Below are 16,632 nucleotides of genomic sequence, written 5' to 3' on the forward strand. Positions count from 1 at the left end.
ACGCATTCAACCAGCCAGCATGTGCTCCACCAGGCTGCTGGCACTGTTGAACGCGCCTTCAACACGGCCGCCGCTCAGCCAGTCACCGGCCAGCCCCACACGCAGGTCGTTGAACCAGCGAAAACCAGGTTGGTCCGTTGCGGAGGATTTTGCATAGAGCCAGCGATGGGACACCCGCTCGTCTGGTTCCACGCTGATTCCGGTAACACGCTGGAACGCCTCTATCATACGCTCCTCAACCTGCTTCGCCGGGGTATTTTCGTTCTCTCGCGACCATTCGGAGTCGGCGTGCAACACCCACCATTCGCCGCTGGCGCCTTCCCTGCCCGGTTTGCTGGAGTTATTGGCAATCCAGTTCAGCACCGGGTCCTGGCAGCGCATGGCCTCATAGGGCTGGCCCAACGGTTGGCTGAAATGGGCGGCGACGGCCCAGCAGGGCTGGACATGGCCGACCGGCCCCTCCAGTTCATCTGCCAGCGATTGCAGCCCGCTGTTACTGAACAGATCCCGGGCCTGGGCCGGCGGCGCGGTCACGATTACAGCGTCAAATGGCCCGTAGGATTTGCCGTCGGTGTCCAGCAGGGTCCATTCGGGATCCTGACGGACCAGACGTTCAATACGGGTCTGCGCCTGAATATCCAAGGCCCCGGAAAGACCGCGGGTAATGGCCGTCATCCTGGGGATACCGACGTAGCGTTCCTCCCGCGGAAAGGGCTTCCATTGCCCTTCGGTGTTCTGGTAGCCAAATCGTCCAGACCAGGAGCCGAAGCTGCCCTCCCCGGCATGACGGCGCAGGAACTCGGAGAACGCCGGATTCCGGACGGTAAAGTACTGGGCGCCGATATCGGCGGATCCCCCTGGAACACGCTTTGCGGCCATACGACCACCCGGGCCACGGCTTTTCTCAAATACCGTTACGGAATGATCGTGCTCCCGGAGCAAAAGAGCGGCCGTCAGCCCGGCCAACCCTGAACCAACGATGGCTATCCGGCGTATAACAGGCGAGTGATCGATTTGGTTAAACATCGTTTACGGTGCATCCAGATTCGGTTGATGGAACGTACATACCGTCAGGCGTTTCGTTGGGGCTACCCGACAAGCACGCTGTACAGGTTAAACCACGAATTAAAGGGCAATCAGGGTATGACCCGAGTGCAAAACTGGCTGACAAACATTCTGAGGTGGTTCGATTCCGCCGCAGGTTCGGATCACCTCGACACAAGTTCGCGTGCTTTCAATTTTCTCAGGGTAGTGCCCTTTATAGCACTTCACCTCGCCTGTCTGCTGGTCATCTTTACCGGTACCAGCACTTTTGCGGTCATCTTCGCGGCCGCGTTCTTCGCCGTGCGCATGTTCGCCATTACCGGCTTCTATCACCGCTATTTCGCCCACAAAACCTTCAAGACCAGTCGCGTGGCACAGTTGCTGTTTGGAGTTCTGGGGGCCAGTGCAGCCCAGCGCGGCCCCCTGTGGTGGGCGGCCCATCACCGCCACCACCACCAGCACTCAGATGACGAAAAAGACCTCCACTCCCCTCATCAGGGCGGATTCTGGTGGTCGCATGTGGGCTGGTTTACCTGTGACGCCGGGTTCGCCATGGACGAGCGCCGGGTAAAAGACTGGATGAAGTTTCCGGAGCTGCGCTTCCTGAACCGTTTCGACTCTCTGGTGCCAGCCGCGGCTGCAGTTGGTATCTATGGCCTTGGTGAAGTTCTGGCGGCCCGGGCACCAGGATTGGGTACCAACGGCCTGCAATTGCTGGTGTGGGGATTCTTCATCTCCACCGTTGTGTTGTTTCACGCTACGGTATCGATCAATTCACTGTCTCACGTCTGGGGCAAACGCCGCTTCGAGACATCCGATGATAGCAGGAACAACGCCTGGCTCGCCCTGATCACAATGGGCGAAGGCTGGCACAACAACCACCATCGCTGGCCGCAATCCGTGCGCCAGGGATTTCGGTGGTATGAGGTGGATATGACCTGGTACGGACTGTGGTTGCTCGCGCGCCTTGGAATCATATGGGACATGAACCCGATTCCAGAACACATTCAGGAAGAAACCCGCCAACTGGACGCCACGAGGAGGAGGAAGTCATGAGTACCGCCTCAATTATTGAAATGGGTAACAAGAACTCATCCGTGCACGAAACCCTGGGGCGCTTCAAGCAGCTCTTTAACAACCTGTGCGCCGGTAACATGGCGGAACTGTCCAGCGTCTACAGCGAAAGCGTACGTTTTACCGACCCGTTCTCCAGCGTCCGCGGCATTGATGAACTCACCGAGTACCTCACCGGCGCCTACGCCAACGTGATTTCCTGCGGCTTCGATTTCGGCGAGCCGGTGGTTAACGGCGAGGACGTTTGCATCCCCTGGGTCATGCACCTCAAGCATGAGCGTATTCGCAAGGGCAAGGCCGTTGACGTGGATGGGATCAGCCAATTGGTGATCCGCGGGGGCCGCGTTGTCTCCCATCGGGACTATTTCGATGTCGGCCAGTTGCTCTATGAAAACCTGCCACTGATGGGCGGTGTTATTCGCTGGATAAGGAATCAGGCAGGATGAGTGTAAGGCTTGAATCAACCTCCAATATCTGGATCACCGGCGCCAGCTCTGGTATCGGCGAAGCAGTCGCGCGGGCGCTGGTGGAACAGGGCCACAACTTGATTGTCACCGGGAGACGACAGGAGGCGCTGGACAACCTTAAAGCGCTGGCGCCGGATCGGATTACACCAGCCCGCGCCGACACCACCGGCAAAGAGGAACTTCAGGGCATCGCCGGAAGCCTGGAAGCCCATGGTGACCTGAACATGGCGATCCTGAACGCCGGTACCTGCGAGTACCTGGACATTGCCGACTACGACAGTGATGTCATCAGCAACAATATCACCACCAACGTAGTGGGCACCGCCCGTTGTCTCGACATTGCCCTGCCCGCGCTCCGCCGCACCGTCGCCAAAGGGCAACCGGCGACCCTGGTGATCGTCAGTTCGTCGGCGTGGTGGTTTCCGTTCGGGCGTGCTGAAGGCTACGGCGCCTCAAAGGCCGCACTCACCTATTTTGCCCATTCCCTGAGAGCCGACCTGGCGCAGGAAGGCATTGATGTGGTGGTCGTATCCCCCGGGTTCGTCAAAACGCCCCTGACCGATCGCAACGATTTCCCGATGCCCTTCCTGGTATCGGCGGAGGATGCAGCCGGGCGCATCGTTAAAGGGCTTAGGAAGGGCAGTAACGAGATAGCCTTCCCGAAACGCTTCACCTGGATGCTCAAAGCCCTGGGCGCCCTGCCCCAGGGGCTGATTGACCGAATAGCCGCCAGCATGAGCCGGCAAAGCAGAAAAGAACAGGAAACCAATGGATGAGTAACGAACGTCAACGTATTGCAGTCATTGGCGCTGGGGTCTCCGGGCTTACGACAGCCTGGTTATTGTCGGAAAAATACGAAGTGGAGCTTTTTGAGGCCGGTGACTACGCCGGTGGCCATACCAATACCGAGAGGGTAACGGCCGGCGGGCAGCAGTGGCCGGTAAACACGGGTTTTATTGTGTTCAATGACTGGACCTACCCCAACTTCATGAAGCTGATGGATCGACTGGGGGTGGCCTCCGAGGTCAGCGACATGAGCTTCAGTGTCGACTGCCATTCTTCCGGCCTGCAATACAACGGCACCAGCCTGAATACCCTGTTCGCCCAGCGCAGTAACCTGCTGAACCTGCCCTTCCTGCGCATGATCCGGGAGATACTGCGGTTCAACAAAGAATCCCGGGCGGACCTGGCAGAGGGACACATCACAAACGATGAAACCCTGGGCGAGTACCTCAACCGCAACGGCTATTCCCGGTACTTCCGCAACTACTACATCGTACCCATGGGGGCCGCCATCTGGTCAGCACCCGAAATCGTCCTGGAACAATTTCCAATCCGCTTCTTCCTGCAGTTCTTTAATAACCACGGCATGCTCTCGGTGGACGACCGCCCCACCTGGCGGGTTATCTCTGGCGGCTCAGCCCGCTACGTGGACGCAATGATGGAACGACTGGGCGACCGTACCCACCTGAACAGCCCCGTCACTTCCGTGGTCCGTGAGCCAGATCGGGTTGTCGTGACCAGCAAAGGCGAGCATCACGATTTCGACCAGGTGGTGTTTGCCTGCCACAGCGATCAGGCCCTGGGCATGATCGCCGATCCCTCGGCAAAGGAACTGGACATCCTTGGAGCCATCACCTACCAACGCAATGATGTGGTGCTGCACACCGACCGTTCGGTCCTGCCCTCAAATCGACGGGCATGGGCGGCGTGGAACTATTTCATACCGAATCACAGCACCGAGCCGGTGTCGGTGACTTACAACATGAATATCCTGCAGAATTTTGATGATGCGCCGGAAACCTTCTGTGTCACCCTGAACCGCAGCCGTGACATCAATCCGGACCGCATCATCAAGCGATTTGATTACGCCCACCCGGTGTTCACTCTGGAGGCGGTGGCCGCCCAGAACCGCTACGACGAAATTGGCGGCCACAACCGCAGTCACTTCTGTGGTGCCTACTGGTTCAATGGTTTCCATGAAGACGGCGTAAACAGCGCACTCCGCGTCACCCGGGCCCTGGGTGTGGAGCTGTAACCATGAACGCTGCCGTGCCGGACAATATCATTGCCAACCGCCTCCACAGCCAGTGGCTGGAGGGTACAATCAGGCATCGCCGTAAGGCTCCGGTTCGCCATGAATTCAGTTACAGCACTGGTATGCTGGCGCTGGACCTGAGTGAGTGGCACTCCGTTACCCGGATCAGCAGGCTGTTCTCACTGGAGGCGTTCAACTGGCTTTCCCTGCGTCGCCAGGACTACTTCCGGCCCGAAACCAACGACTTGCTGGAAGCGGTGAGCAACCAGGTTCAACAGGCTACCGGATGGCGGCCGGACGGCACCGTGGAACTGATCACCCATCCCCGCTACTTCGGTTACGTGTTCAATCCGGTCAGCTTCTATTTCTGCTACAACGCCGGCGACCGACCCGCAAATGGTGCAGTGCCCCGGGTTATTCTGGCCCAGATTACCAATACGCCCTGGAAAGACCGCCACGTCTATTGCCTGGAAACCACTGGAACCGAGCCAACGACTGTCGGCTGGCGAACCGAACGGTTCGGGTTCAGCAAGCGCTTCCACGTTTCGCCGTTCAATCCCATGGATCAGCAGTATCAATGGACGTTCAGTTTCCGTGGTCCCGAGTTACGCATTCACATGAACGTCCTGCAGGGCGAGCGTAAACATTTTGATGCCACGTTGGTGGTCCGACGCACCCCCCTGGATCGTAAAGAACTTCACAGGAGCCTGAGGCAGTTTCCGTTGGAAGCCCTGAAGGTCGTGGGTGGTATTTACTGGCACGCCCTGAAACTGAAGCTTAAAGGCGTGCCCTTTTTCACCCACCCCGACAAGCTGCCCGAGGATGACCCCGCCCACCGGCTGGGCACCGAAGATTCAGGCCTGGACGTCACTGACGCCAAAGACCGAACCAAGACAACCGGAAAGGTAAGCTCATGGAGAACCTGAACACCTCATTCGAATCCACTGGCACTGGCGATCTGCCGCTTACCAGCCGGGTGGCCAAAGCCCTTGTCTGCCAGCAGCTTTCACTGCTGGAAGCGGGAACCCTGACGATTCGTGAGCCCGGCTCTACATACATGACGTTCGGAGATGGCGACACCCGATACGCATCGGCAGAGTTGATTATCCACGATTCCAGTACCTGGAAGGATCTGCTCACTGGTGGCAGCGTAGGCGCGGCGGAAGCTTACGTGGCCGGCGACTGGTCCACCCCTGACCTGGTCACTCTGTTGCGGTTCTTCACCCGCAACGTGGACCACATGAATGAGTTCGAAGACCGGTTCAGTTGGGTGACCAAACCCGCCTTGAAAGGCCTTCACTGGCTCAACAGGAACACCAGGGACGGTTCGCGCAAGAACATCAGCGCCCATTACGACCTGGGCAATGACCTTTTCGAGACGTTCCTGGATCCAACCATGATGTATTCCTCCGCGATATACCCCACCCCGGAAGCATCGCTGGAGGAGGCTGCTGTCCACAAACTGGATACCATCTGCCGCAAGCTGGACCTTCAGCCGGAAGACAGGGTGATTGAAATCGGCACCGGTTGGGGTGGCTTTGCCGTGCATGCGGCAAAGCACTATGGCTGCCACGTAACAACCACCACGATCTCCTCCGAACAACTGGAACTGGCCAGGAAGAAGGTAGCCGATGAAGGCCTCGAAGACAGGATTGCCCTGCTGTTTGACGACTACCGTGACCTTGAAGGCCAGTTCGACAAGCTGGTCTCCATCGAAATGATTGAAGCCGTTGGCCCGCAGTTTCTTGACAGCTACTTCTCGCAGATCAGCCGACTGCTGAAGCCGGATGGCCTCGCATTGGTCCAGGCCATCACTATGCCGGAACAGCGCTACAGGCGCGCCCTCAGGAACGTGGATTTCATTCAGCGATTCATCTTCCCGGGCAGCTTTATCCCCTCCTTCGGGGCCATTCTGGAATCCGTCCGCAACGGTTCAAACCTGGTGATGACGCACGCCGAGGATATCGGCTTTCACTACGCTCGCACCCTGCAGGACTGGAACCACCGGTTTATGGCCAACCGGGAAAGGCTGGAGCGCTTGGGCTACGACGAGGCCTTCCGCCGGCTTTGGCAATTCTACTTCGCCTATTGCGAAGCCGGGTTCAGTGAGCGTGCCATTGGTGTTTCCCAGGTCCTGTTTGCCAAACCAGGCAACAAACGGGGGAATATCCTGAGCGTATGATCCAGAACGACACCCTGCGCAACAGCCTCAATTTCATCCTGTTCCAGTCCGGCTGGTTTGTCTGTGTTCTCTACCCAGGCCTGCCAGCAGCCGGCTTCGTCGCCTTGCTGCTTGCCTTCCATCTGGCGCTCGTAAGCCAGCACCGGTTTGTCGAACTGCAGTTCATTGGGGCCGGCACGGTGCTGGGTGGCGTTTTGGATGGCATCTGGTTCCAGACCGGGATCCTTGATGACGGCAGTGGCAGTGTTCAGCTCACGCCGGTGTGGCTGGTTGGCATCTGGGCGATTTTCATGACCACCCTCTCCCACTCTCTTTCGTGGATCGGCAGTAAACCCTGGCTGCCGTTCGTGTGCGCGCCGGTTGCCGGGCCCTTTGCCTACTGGTCCGCCAGCAAGCTCGGTGCGGTCGAACTGCCGGACATGCCGCTGTCCCTGATCGCGCTGGCGTTCGGCTGGCTCGTCGTCTTCCCGGCCCTGCTCTACCTGCGCAAATTCCTCTACCCGGAGCTGATCAGATGAAACAGATCGCTACGCTGCTCGCCTGTTCCCTTCCCCTGACGGGTATAGCCGCGGACATGCGGTTCACGGGTAAAGCGACACCTCCGGACAGCGACAACGTGATCTACGAGGAACGCCATGTTGTCGAGGGTGAATGCACGGGAGGGCTTTTCCGGCCCACATCCCAGACGGTTACCTACGTTCGTGGGGATGCCAACACCTTCGCCAAAAAAACGCTGACTTACGATCAATCCCCTCTGCGCCCATCCGTGGATTTCCAACAACCGGGTTTCAACGAAGTCATGGACATCCGCAACCGCAATGACTCCGAACTGGATATTAAATGGCAGACACCCGAAGGCAATACGGAAACCTCAACCGTGGCTATCACAGAAAAGCTGGTTGTAGATGCCGGCTTCGACAATTTCGTTCGCAGATATTGGTCGGAAGTGACGTCCGGTGAGACCGTTGCGTTCGACTTCCTGGCGCCCACCCGTAGCAAAGCCTACGGATTTGTTCTCGAACCCACCGACGATGATCGTATCAATGCGGCCCACACGGTAAGGATTGAACCTTCCGGAACCATCCTCAGCTTCCTGGTGGACCCCATCCTGCTTGGCTACAACGAAAACGGGGCGCTTACGGACTACCTGGGGTTGACCAATATTCGCAAGGACAAAGACAGCAACTATAGGGCCCACATCCGCTATACCGTGGAAACCACCCCGGATTGTGAACTGACCCGCTGAAACCGTCCTTGCAGCCAACGCGGACACCGGGGTCTGTTATGGTAGACTTGCTGTTCTCCCAAATAACCATGACAGCCAGTCACAATAGAGAGTCTCCGCCGATGATGTTTGTCTCCTTCAACGTCAACAGTATCCGCACACGGCTGCATCAGCTTGGAGCCGTGATTGATAGCCTGAATCCGGACTTTATCGGCCTGCAGGAAACCAAGGTGACAGACGAGGAATTTCCGGAGGAAGCCATCCGCGAACTCGGTTACCACGTCCATTTCCATGGCCAGAAGACCCATTACGGCGTCGCCCTGCTGTCCCGTCAGGCACCGGACAGCGTCCTGAAAGGCTACCCCTGGGACGGAGAGGATTCCCAGCGCCGGCTGATCACAGGCGAGTTCACGGTTGGCGGTCGCAAACTGACGGTCATTAACGGCTACTTTCCCCAGGGAGAAAGCCGCGATCATCCGGTTAAGTTTCCGGCCAAGGAAAAGTTCTACGCGGACCTGATGCGCTATCTGGATGATCTGAAGGCGGCCAACAGCGAAATCGTGGTGATGGGAGATATGAACATATCCCCCACCGACCTGGATATCGGCATCGGAGCCGACAACGCCAAACGCTGGCTTCGCACCGGAAAGTGCAGCTTCCTGCCGGAAGAGCGGGAGTGGCTGGAACAGGTTGAAAGCCGTGGGTTTACGGACGTGTTCCGTCACCTCCATCCTGAAGAGGCGGATACGTTCAGCTGGTTCGATTACCGCAGTAAAGGGTTCGAGAGAGATCCACGCCGTGGTCTCCGTATCGACCTGATCATGGCCAGCGAGGCCCTACTGCCAAAAGCGAAAGAGGCAGGGGTAAGCTACGACATTCGTGCCATGGAGCGGCCTTCGGACCATTGTCCGGTGTGGGCCAGCTTCGAGCTTTGAACGTCCTTTGCCGGGCCGCGACATGAAGAAAATCAAAACCCGCGACCGCATCCTTGAGGCCAGCCTGATGCTGTTCAACAGCATCGGCGAGCCCAATGTCACCACCCTGTTGATTTCGGACGAACTGGACATCAGCCCGGGTAACCTTTATTACCATTTCAAGAGCAAGGGCGACATCGTCGGGGAATTGTTTGCCAGCTACGAGCATGAAATGCATGATCTGCTGGCCGTGCCGGAGGATGCGGACATCAGTCTGGACCAGCAGAGCTTCTTCCTGCACCTGCTGTTCGAGACCGTTGCCCGGTATCGGTTTCTTTATCAGGACCTGGTGAACGTACTCTCCCGATACGAACAGCTCCAGACACGCTTCCGGCGCATCCTCAAGAAAAAAACCAGCGGTTTCAGGACGATCTGTGAGAGTTTTCGGCGCCAGGGCATCATGGAGATCACCGATGGCGAGCTGGACGCCCTGTGTGACCAGCTAACCCTGACGGCCTGCTATTGGAGCAGCTTCGACAGCCTGTCACACCTGGAGGACCGGGATTCAATGGACCCGGGCCGCGGTGTCTACCAGATGATGTACCTGTTACAGCCCTACCTGGGCCCGGAGGAAAAAGAGCAGATTTACCTGATGAGCCGGGACTATCTCTGAAGGCACCGCCCCGGGGCAGGATGTTATTCCTCTTCAGAACGGTCTTCGGTTTCTTCCTTCAAACGATGGAGCTCTGCTTCCAGGGCCTGAATCCGGCGCTCCATTGCTTCGATCTCCTCACGGCGGTGGATACCAAGGCGACGTAACGCCCCGGACACCCGCTCGTCGAACAGATTCTCGAGCCTGTCCCAGGTTCCGGTGGCCTTATCCCGCACATCACCCACGCGGCCTTCCACCGAGCGGACGTGCTTTTCCACCACGCCCCGGGTCTTGTTCTCCAACTGCTCGCCTTCCTGGACCAGGCGCTCGAAGAACCGGCCAGCGTCTTCCTCGGCCTTGGTATAAGCGCCCAGCCCGGCCAGCCAGATTTGCCTGGCGGAACCCTTTATCTTACCTGCCAGTTGCTCATCATTTTCCGGCTTGTTCTCGTTTTCGTCAGACATGCAAAACCTCGGGGGACTTGGACTCTCAGTAACTGTTGATTGTATTACAGCGGGCTCTCAATTTCAGTCAACAACCTGAAATCCCCGTTCAGAAAACGGAACCAGACGCCCTGAGAGCCCCACAGTGAGCGGCTTTAGTATAAGCACACTCTCGATATGAAAAAATGTGATCAAACGAATCGTTCGCAGGCTTGAAGTGTTCAAAATATGGTCAATACTTCACTGTACCGGCGTCACCTGCTGATGCCGGTTGTCTGGAAGTCTTTCATGGATACTACTCGCACGCCTCTGCCCGGCCACCAGTGCCGGGCTTTTTTATGCTCCCGGCTGGGTATATAGTTATTCCTTAAATGAATAACCTTAGAACCGTGTAGAGGAGAGGAAATCCAATGATTGAAATCGCGTGGGAAAACTTCACGCCCTGGTCCGCACTGGCGGGCGGCGTCATTATCGGGTTGGCAGCTGCGGCATTTGTGCTGCTGAACGGACGAATAGCCGGTATCAGCGGCATTCTTGGCGGGCTGCTTATACCAAACAGGAACGACATTGCCTGGCGGTTAGCCTTTCTCGCAGGAATGATTTCCGCTCCTCTGCTCTGGGCAATGACCGCAAACTTGCCGTCCATCGAAATCAGGGCCGGCTACCCGGCGCTTATCGTTTCCGGGCTATTGGTCGGCATCGGCACCCGGTACGGGTCCGGTTGTACCAGTGGCCATGGTGTTTGCGGCCTCTCCCGCCTTTCTCCCCGCTCGCTGGTTGCAACACTGACGTTTATGGCAGCCGGCTTTGTCATGGTTTATATCGTCCGTCACCTGTTGCCAGGAGCCTGATCAATGAAATTCAACCTCGCATCCTTGGGCGCCGGCTTGCTGTTCGGAATCGGACTGCTGGTCAGCGGCATGGCAAATCCTGAGAAGGTCCTCGGCTTCCTGGACCTTGCCGGGCAATGGGATCCTTCACTCGCCTTTGTCATGGGCGGTGCCATCCTTGTGGGTCTGGTTGCCTTTACCGTGGCCAAGAAACGTACGCTGTCCTACCTGGGCTTCGAAATGCGCCTGCCAGGATCCAGAACAATCGACCGCCGGCTGGTTATCGGCAGCCTCCTGTTTGGTGCCGGATGGGGATTAGCTGGCTTCTGCCCTGGCCCCGGCCTGGTGGCCCTGGGCGCAGGTAAAGCCGGGGCCCTGGTATTCGTCGCTGCCATGATAGCGGGTATGGGCCTTTTCGAGCTGATTGAGAAAAACAGGGTCCGACATTGAAAGTTCCCATGGCCCGGGCTCTGACAGCGGCGGTGTCCTGTGGCATTATGCTCGGGCACTTATGTGACCGGTTAGAGGATCGCTTATGGACATCAGACGTATCGACGACATCTTTTCAGTGTCTCCACAACTTTCAGTAGAAGACGTGCGTGAAGCCGCGAAGCTGGGTTTCAAAACCCTTGTTGCCAATCGCCCGGATGGCGAAGAGTACGGGCAACCGGCCATGGCCGATATTGAAGCGGAGGCCCGCGCCAATGGCATGGAGTGGGTCTACCTGCCGGTGGAGTCCGGCAATATCTTCGATAATGACGTCGACCGGTTTGATGAGATGATCCAGCAGGTGAGCAAGCCCGTACTTGCTTTTTGCCGCTCCGGAACCCGTTGCACCGTGCTCTGGGCACTGAGTTCGGCACGCACTGAACCGGCTCGGGACATCCTGACCAAGGCCCGGAACGCCGGCTACGATATTGGTGGCCTGGCGCCCCGGATGGCTCAACAGGCAGGCAAACAGTCCTGATCCCCCCCGACCGGACACTAACCATCACCAGGACCAAGCACCATGCAGTACAAGGGTACCGCCGATTTTCGCCATGACCACCCGGAAAAAACCGGTGTACTGGTCACCAACCTGGGAACCCCGGACGCCCCCACAACCTCCGCCCTGCGTCGCTATCTCGGGGAATTCCTCTGGGACCCGAGAGTGGTGGAAATGCCCCGCCCGATCTGGTGGCTGATCCTGCACGGCATCATTCTTCGACTGCGACCCAGCCGCTCCGCGAAGGCCTATGCCGGCGTGTGGCAACCGGAAGGCTCCCCCCTGCTGATCCACACCGCCAAACAGGCGGAAGGTATTCGCAAGGAACTGCAGGCGAAGTACGGCAACAATCTCGTCGTGGGATTCGCCATGCGCTACGGCAACCCGGGTATTTCCAAGGTTCTTGATGAAATGCAGGCGCAGGGCGTTCGCCAGTTGCTGGTACTGCCGCTGTACCCACAGTATTCAGCGTCTACCTCCGCCTCCACCTTTGATGCCATTGCCCATGACTTTACCCGGCGGCGCTGGCTCCCGGACCTGCGGTTCATTTCTCACTATCCCGACTATCCGCCCTACATCGAAGCCATGGCAAACCACATCCAGGCGCACTGGGACCAGCACGGGCGCAATGAGAAGCTGATTCTTTCCTACCACGGGGTTCCCCTTAAGTACCTGAAACGGGGCGACCCCTACCATTGTGAGTGCCACAAGACCTCTCGCCTCCTGGCAAAACGGCTTGGCCTGGAGAAGGATCAATACCTGACCACCTTCCAGTCCCGCTTTGGCCGCGAGGAGTGGCTTCGGCCCTACACCGACGAAACCCTTAAATCCCTGCCCGGAAAGGGCGTAGAATCCATAGATGTGTTCTGCCCCGGCTTCTCCGCCGACTGCCTCGAAACCATTGAGGAAATCGACGAGGAAAACCGGGAATATTTCATGGCAGCGGGCGGTGAAGGTTTCAGCTATATTTCGGCGCTCAATGCCACGCCAGCCCATATCAGCGCGCTGACCCAGTTGATTGAGGAAAACCTGCAGGGCTGGCGGGTACCAACCAACGAACCGGAAGAGCTGGCTGAGAGGGTCAGGCTCGCGGATGAACAGAGGCAGGCCCAGTATTCGGGCCGGGAGCTGTGAGATGAAACTGAACTGTGACCTGGGAGAAAGCTACGGCGCCTGGAAGATGGGCCAGGACGATCAGGTCATGCCATTGATTGATATGGCAAACGTGGCCTGCGGTTTCCACGCCGGTGACCCCTCGGTTATTCAGAAAACCGTAGCCCTGGCGGCAAAACACGGCGTTGATATTGGTGCTCACCCCTCCTATCACGACCTGGCCGGTTTCGGGCGCCGATCGATCAGCCACAGCCCCGAGGAAATCCACGCGCTTATCCTTTACCAGCTTGGCGCACTGGAAGGCCTGTGCCGGGCGGAGGGGCTGAGACTCTCCTACGTGAAACCCCACGGCGCCCTGAACAATGACATGATGCGGGACATGAGCACCCTGGAGGCGGTCATGGCGGCCGTTAAAAGCTACCGGAACGATCTTCCTCTGATGCTTCCGGTTACGGTGAAGCATGAGCAACACCGCAAGCTGGCGGACTATGTCGGCCTTCCGATACTGCTGGAAGCCTTTGCTGACCGCGCGTACGACGACGAAGGACAACTGGTGTCACGACGGCTGCCCGGTGCGGTGCACCAGTCTCCGGACAAGATTGTGGAGCAGGCCCTGTCGTTTGCCACCAGGGGCGGGGTCAACAGTTCCTCCGGCAACTGGCTGACATTGCCAGCCGACAGCCTGTGCGTACATGGCGACAACGAGGCGGCACTGAGCGCCATTCGAGCCATCCGGCAAGCCCTGCAATCCAGCCAGTCATGATCTCGGCGGTTTCCGAAGACAGCTTCCTTATAACCCTGTCCGATACTGTCAGTGAAGACCTCCCCGCTCGCCTCGGCAGCCTGTGCGACTGCATAGAGGGCCAGAACTGGCCCTGGCTGACAGACCTTGTGCCTTCCTACACAACCCTGCTGGTAGTCTACGATCCGCTCCAGGTGGATTTTCGCCAGGTAGAGGCAGCCCTTAAGACCGTCGTGTCAAAAGCGCCTACCGCCGGCAACGAGACGACTGACAGTCACAGGCGGGAAGTTATCCGAATTCCTGTGTACTACAGCCCGGAATCCGGGCCAGACCTGGAATCCCTCGCGGCTGCCTGCGAGCTATCGGTTGACGAAGTAATCAGGCGGCATACCGCGGAAACCTATCAGGTTTACGCCATCGGCTTTGCCCCGGGATTTGGCTTTATGGGCCAGGTTGACCCGTCAATCGCCCATCCCCGCAAGGAAACCCCGAGAAGCCATGTACCGGCAGGCAGCGTTGGTATTGCCAACCGGCAAACGGCGGTCTATCCGGTGGCGTCACCCGGGGGATGGCAACTGATTGGCCTCAGCCCTCTACGGCTGTTTGATTCCGAGAAGCTGTCACTGTTGCGGGCCGGCGACCGGGTCCGGTTCCTTGCCATCACACGGGATGAGTACCTGGAACAAGGAGGCGCACTGTGACTTCCGCCATCCCGGGGCTACGCGTTCTGTCTCCCGGCCCAAAGACCACAATCCAGGACACCGGCCGCACAGGCTATCGTCGTCACGGGCTTGCTGCCGGCGGCGCAGTGGACCTGCACGCCTACGCCTGGGCTAACAAGCTTCTCGACAACCCTTTCAATGCCGCCTGTGCGGAAATAGTCATGGGCGGGTTCCGGGCCGTGGCTGAAGGTGACGTGACTATCGCCATCGCTGGCGCCAATTCCCCGGTTTCCATCAACGGGCGCCCGGTGGGCTCGTGGCAAAGTCATCAATTAAAGTCAGGCGATGAGCTGGATATCGGTTACACCCGTTCGGGCCGCTTTCTTTACCTGGCCATGGCGGGCGGGATTGACTCTGCCATTCGCTTCGGGAGCCGCAGTATTGTTGTTCGGGAAAAGCTGGATGGTTCGGAGCCATTGCGGGAAGGCGAGATTTTAAGGCGTCTTGCACCCTCACCCGAACAGTCGTCTGATATTCGCCAGGTTCCGGAGCGGTTTCGCGGGCAGTACGACGACACGCTGACGCTCAGGCTGATCCCCGGTTACCAGATAGACTCATTCAGCCAGGACCAGTTGCTTCGCCTCACCACGTCGTCCTACACCATCTCCGAGCAGTCGGACCGCATGGGGTTCCGGCTGGATGGCACTCCCATGGCCGACGTACCCCCGGGGATTGTTTCAGAAGGTATTGCTATCGGTGCTGTCCAGGTACCAGGCGATGGGCTGCCGATTGCGCTGCTGAACGATTGCCAGACCATCGGCGGCTACCCCAAGCCCGGAGTGATCGCAGCGTTGGACTGCGGCAGACTGGCCCAGCGCCTGCCCGGGCAAACTGTCCGATTCCGCTTTGCTGATATTGCGGACATACAGAATGAGCGGCGCCTGTTTCACCTGCATTTCGTCCGCACAAACTGGGACGAATCGGGGAACGCACTGCACTGGACATTATAAAGGTTGGCGAAAAGCCGGTATGGGGAGTACTGTTCGAAGTAATGCTGATAAGGGTCTTGCTGAAAGGGAAGAAAGTGGCGGTGGGCCAGGGATTCGAACCCCGGGAAGGCTACTAACCTTCGGCGGTTTTCAAGACCGCACAACGAAGTGCATAAAATTGGCGGGATTTTAAACACTTACAGAACAACGTGTATATTATTTTTAGCCTTCTATGCGCCTGTAATGCATTGATTTCATAGAGGTGCGCATAGTTATAATATACAGATAACGCGGCACGGTTTGCCCCAAAATTGCCCCAAGAGGACAAAGGCAAATGATAGTCACCACCGACATGCTCCGCGAACTTGAGAAAGCCGTTGCCCCAGACGCCCAGGCGGAGATCCGGATTTACGCCGCCGGGTGCGATATCCGCGTTCGCTGGAACGGTGGGCTGAGAGAGGCGAACCAGAATCTGGGTGCGGAGAATATGGCGCAGGTGGCTGACTACAGGGAGGATCAAACACGGAGGGCTTGGGATAGGTTGATTGTGAAGTTTCAGGGGTTGAGGGATATGAAGCCGAGGTGATCCGCTCTCCCCTTTTAAGGGGATGCGCCTGTAGTGGGTGGGTGGTATGCTCAAGCCCATCTCACGACGGAAGGTGCCTCATGATACGGATAACGCTCTCCCTGCTCTGTGCGCTTCTGGTGGTTGGCTGTGCGTCCACCAACATAACTGGGTATTCTGACCCTGCCTACGCATCTACAAGCTATACCAGCGCCGTTGTCGTGGCCGAGAATGCGGGGCTTGAGAGGGCGTCGCAACTCGAAGGTGGCATTTGCGAAGAGTTTTCGGCGGCTGGCATTTCGTGCAGGCCTTTCCATAGTATCTTTTCCCCTACAAGAACGCACGGCCCTGACAGTGTTTTCGCTGAGCTTGAGCGGCAAGGCGTCGGGGCTCTGATCGTTCTGCTGTCCGGCGGAAACTATTCGTCCAGTCAGAATATCGGATACCAGAGCTACGGATCGGCCAGCGTCACCGGCAACCAGGTGCAGGGGCAATCAAGCTCCGTGGCTCTCACAGCCTTTTCTCGCCAAAGCCACATGAGAATTGTGGTGGTGGATACGGGAACCCGGGAAACAGCGTGGCTTGGGGATGCAAAAACGGAGGGGCAAGGCGCGGTGAACGTGACCGATAGTGCATTCCTGTCCAGCCTTACAAAGAAGGTGGTGCAGGAGTTATCGGCATCGCCTCACTTTTCGGCAGAAAAGTAG

At 58.0% G+C, this 16,632-nt stretch carries 21 protein-coding genes; 19 read left to right on the forward strand and 2 right to left on the reverse strand.

What is annotated here, in order from left to right; all coding sequences use genetic code 11:
• Positions 1–6: 6 nt before the first annotated feature.
• On the reverse strand, positions 7–1,026 hold the full coding sequence (locus NLU14_RS08400) for an NAD(P)/FAD-dependent oxidoreductase (protein WP_275705780.1): 1,020 nt from the start codon (positions 1,024–1,026) through the stop codon (positions 7–9).
• Positions 1,027–1,143: 117 nt separating this feature from the next.
• Here NLU14_RS08400 and NLU14_RS08405 point away from each other — a divergent pair, with 117 nt between their 5' ends.
• The 10 genes from NLU14_RS08405 (at position 1,144) to NLU14_RS08450 (ending at position 9,617) form a co-directional block, all read left to right on the forward strand.
• Positions 1,144–2,100, forward strand: a complete 957-nt coding sequence (locus NLU14_RS08405) for an acyl-CoA desaturase (protein ID WP_275705781.1) — start codon at positions 1,144–1,146, stop codon at positions 2,098–2,100.
• A complete protein-coding gene (locus NLU14_RS08410; protein ID WP_275705782.1) occupies positions 2,097–2,564 on the forward strand; it encodes a nuclear transport factor 2 family protein in 468 nt (155 codons plus the stop codon). The genes NLU14_RS08405 and NLU14_RS08410 overlap by 4 nt, the downstream gene beginning before the upstream one ends.
• Entirely contained in the window at positions 2,561–3,361 is an 801-nt protein-coding gene (locus tag NLU14_RS08415; RefSeq protein WP_275705783.1) for an SDR family NAD(P)-dependent oxidoreductase, read from the forward strand. Before NLU14_RS08410 ends, NLU14_RS08415 begins: the two co-directional genes overlap by 4 nt.
• The gene (locus NLU14_RS08420) at positions 3,358–4,623 is read left to right on the forward strand and encodes an NAD(P)/FAD-dependent oxidoreductase (RefSeq protein WP_275705784.1); all 1,266 of its coding nucleotides are present in this window, start codon (positions 3,358–3,360) and stop codon (positions 4,621–4,623) included. Before NLU14_RS08415 ends, NLU14_RS08420 begins: the two co-directional genes overlap by 4 nt.
• Before the next feature lie 2 nt (positions 4,624–4,625).
• The gene (locus NLU14_RS08425; RefSeq protein ID WP_275705785.1) at positions 4,626–5,549 is read left to right on the forward strand and encodes a DUF1365 domain-containing protein; all 924 of its coding nucleotides are present in this window, start codon (positions 4,626–4,628) and stop codon (positions 5,547–5,549) included.
• The gene (locus NLU14_RS08430) at positions 5,537–6,805 is read left to right on the forward strand and encodes an SAM-dependent methyltransferase (protein WP_275705786.1); all 1,269 of its coding nucleotides are present in this window, start codon (positions 5,537–5,539) and stop codon (positions 6,803–6,805) included. Before NLU14_RS08425 ends, NLU14_RS08430 begins: the two co-directional genes overlap by 13 nt.
• Positions 6,802–7,323 carry a DUF2878 domain-containing protein gene (locus tag NLU14_RS08435; RefSeq protein WP_275705787.1) on the forward strand — a complete coding sequence of 174 codons (522 nt, stop codon included), beginning with the start codon at positions 6,802–6,804 and terminating at the stop codon, positions 7,321–7,323. The genes NLU14_RS08430 and NLU14_RS08435 overlap by 4 nt, the downstream gene beginning before the upstream one ends.
• The gene (locus tag NLU14_RS08440; protein WP_275705788.1) at positions 7,320–8,051 is read left to right on the forward strand and encodes a hypothetical protein; all 732 of its coding nucleotides are present in this window, start codon (positions 7,320–7,322) and stop codon (positions 8,049–8,051) included. The genes NLU14_RS08435 and NLU14_RS08440 overlap by 4 nt, the downstream gene beginning before the upstream one ends.
• Before the next feature lie 101 nt (positions 8,052–8,152).
• On the forward strand, positions 8,153–8,965 hold the full coding sequence (gene xthA / locus NLU14_RS08445) for an exodeoxyribonuclease III (protein WP_275705996.1): 813 nt from the start codon (positions 8,153–8,155) through the stop codon (positions 8,963–8,965).
• Between the two features lie 22 nt (positions 8,966–8,987).
• A complete protein-coding gene (locus tag NLU14_RS08450; protein ID WP_275705789.1) occupies positions 8,988–9,617 on the forward strand; it encodes a TetR/AcrR family transcriptional regulator in 630 nt (209 codons plus the stop codon).
• Between the two features lie 23 nt (positions 9,618–9,640).
• Here NLU14_RS08450 and NLU14_RS08455 read toward each other — a convergent pair whose 3' ends face one another.
• Positions 9,641–10,060, reverse strand: a complete 420-nt coding sequence (locus NLU14_RS08455; protein WP_275705790.1) for a phasin family protein — start codon at positions 10,058–10,060, stop codon at positions 9,641–9,643.
• 389 nt (positions 10,061–10,449) lie between these two features.
• Here NLU14_RS08455 and NLU14_RS08460 point away from each other — a divergent pair, with 389 nt between their 5' ends.
• The 9 genes from NLU14_RS08460 to NLU14_RS08500 all read left to right on the forward strand — a co-directional run bounded on the left by NLU14_RS08460 (position 10,450) and on the right by NLU14_RS08500 (position 16,632).
• Positions 10,450–10,890, forward strand: a complete 441-nt coding sequence (locus NLU14_RS08460; protein ID WP_275705791.1) for a YeeE/YedE family protein — start codon at positions 10,450–10,452, stop codon at positions 10,888–10,890.
• 3 nt (positions 10,891–10,893) lie between these two features.
• Positions 10,894–11,319 (forward strand): YeeE/YedE family protein, encoded by a 426-nt coding sequence (locus NLU14_RS08465; protein ID WP_275705792.1) that lies wholly within the window; start codon positions 10,894–10,896, stop codon positions 11,317–11,319.
• Positions 11,320–11,404: 85 nt separating this feature from the next.
• Complete coding sequence (locus NLU14_RS08470) at positions 11,405–11,836, forward strand: protein tyrosine phosphatase family protein (RefSeq protein ID WP_275705793.1); 432 nt, start codon at positions 11,405–11,407, stop codon at positions 11,834–11,836.
• A 42-nt stretch (positions 11,837–11,878) separates the two neighbouring features.
• The gene (gene hemH / locus NLU14_RS08475; RefSeq protein WP_275705794.1) at positions 11,879–12,988 is read left to right on the forward strand and encodes a ferrochelatase; all 1,110 of its coding nucleotides are present in this window, start codon (positions 11,879–11,881) and stop codon (positions 12,986–12,988) included.
• 1 nt (position 12,989) lies between these two features.
• Entirely contained in the window at positions 12,990–13,730 is a 741-nt protein-coding gene (locus tag NLU14_RS08480) for a 5-oxoprolinase subunit PxpA (protein ID WP_275705795.1), read from the forward strand.
• The gene (gene pxpB / locus NLU14_RS08485; protein ID WP_275705796.1) at positions 13,727–14,410 is read left to right on the forward strand and encodes a 5-oxoprolinase subunit PxpB; all 684 of its coding nucleotides are present in this window, start codon (positions 13,727–13,729) and stop codon (positions 14,408–14,410) included. The genes NLU14_RS08480 and pxpB overlap by 4 nt, the downstream gene beginning before the upstream one ends.
• Positions 14,407–15,381: a 5-oxoprolinase subunit C family protein gene (locus NLU14_RS08490; protein ID WP_275705797.1), complete on the forward strand. Its 975-nt coding sequence runs from the start codon at positions 14,407–14,409 to the stop codon at positions 15,379–15,381. Before pxpB ends, NLU14_RS08490 begins: the two co-directional genes overlap by 4 nt.
• A gap of 313 nt (positions 15,382–15,694) precedes the next feature.
• On the forward strand, positions 15,695–15,946 hold the full coding sequence (locus tag NLU14_RS08495) for a hypothetical protein (protein ID WP_275705798.1): 252 nt from the start codon (positions 15,695–15,697) through the stop codon (positions 15,944–15,946).
• Between the two features lie 80 nt (positions 15,947–16,026).
• Positions 16,027–16,632, forward strand: a complete 606-nt coding sequence (locus NLU14_RS08500) for a hypothetical protein (RefSeq protein WP_275705799.1) — start codon at positions 16,027–16,029, stop codon at positions 16,630–16,632.

The sequence above is a fragment of the Marinobacter iranensis genome, from assembly GCF_029207565.1.
In the GTDB taxonomy this organism is placed as follows: Bacteria; Pseudomonadota; Gammaproteobacteria; order Pseudomonadales; family Oleiphilaceae; genus Marinobacter; species Marinobacter iranensis.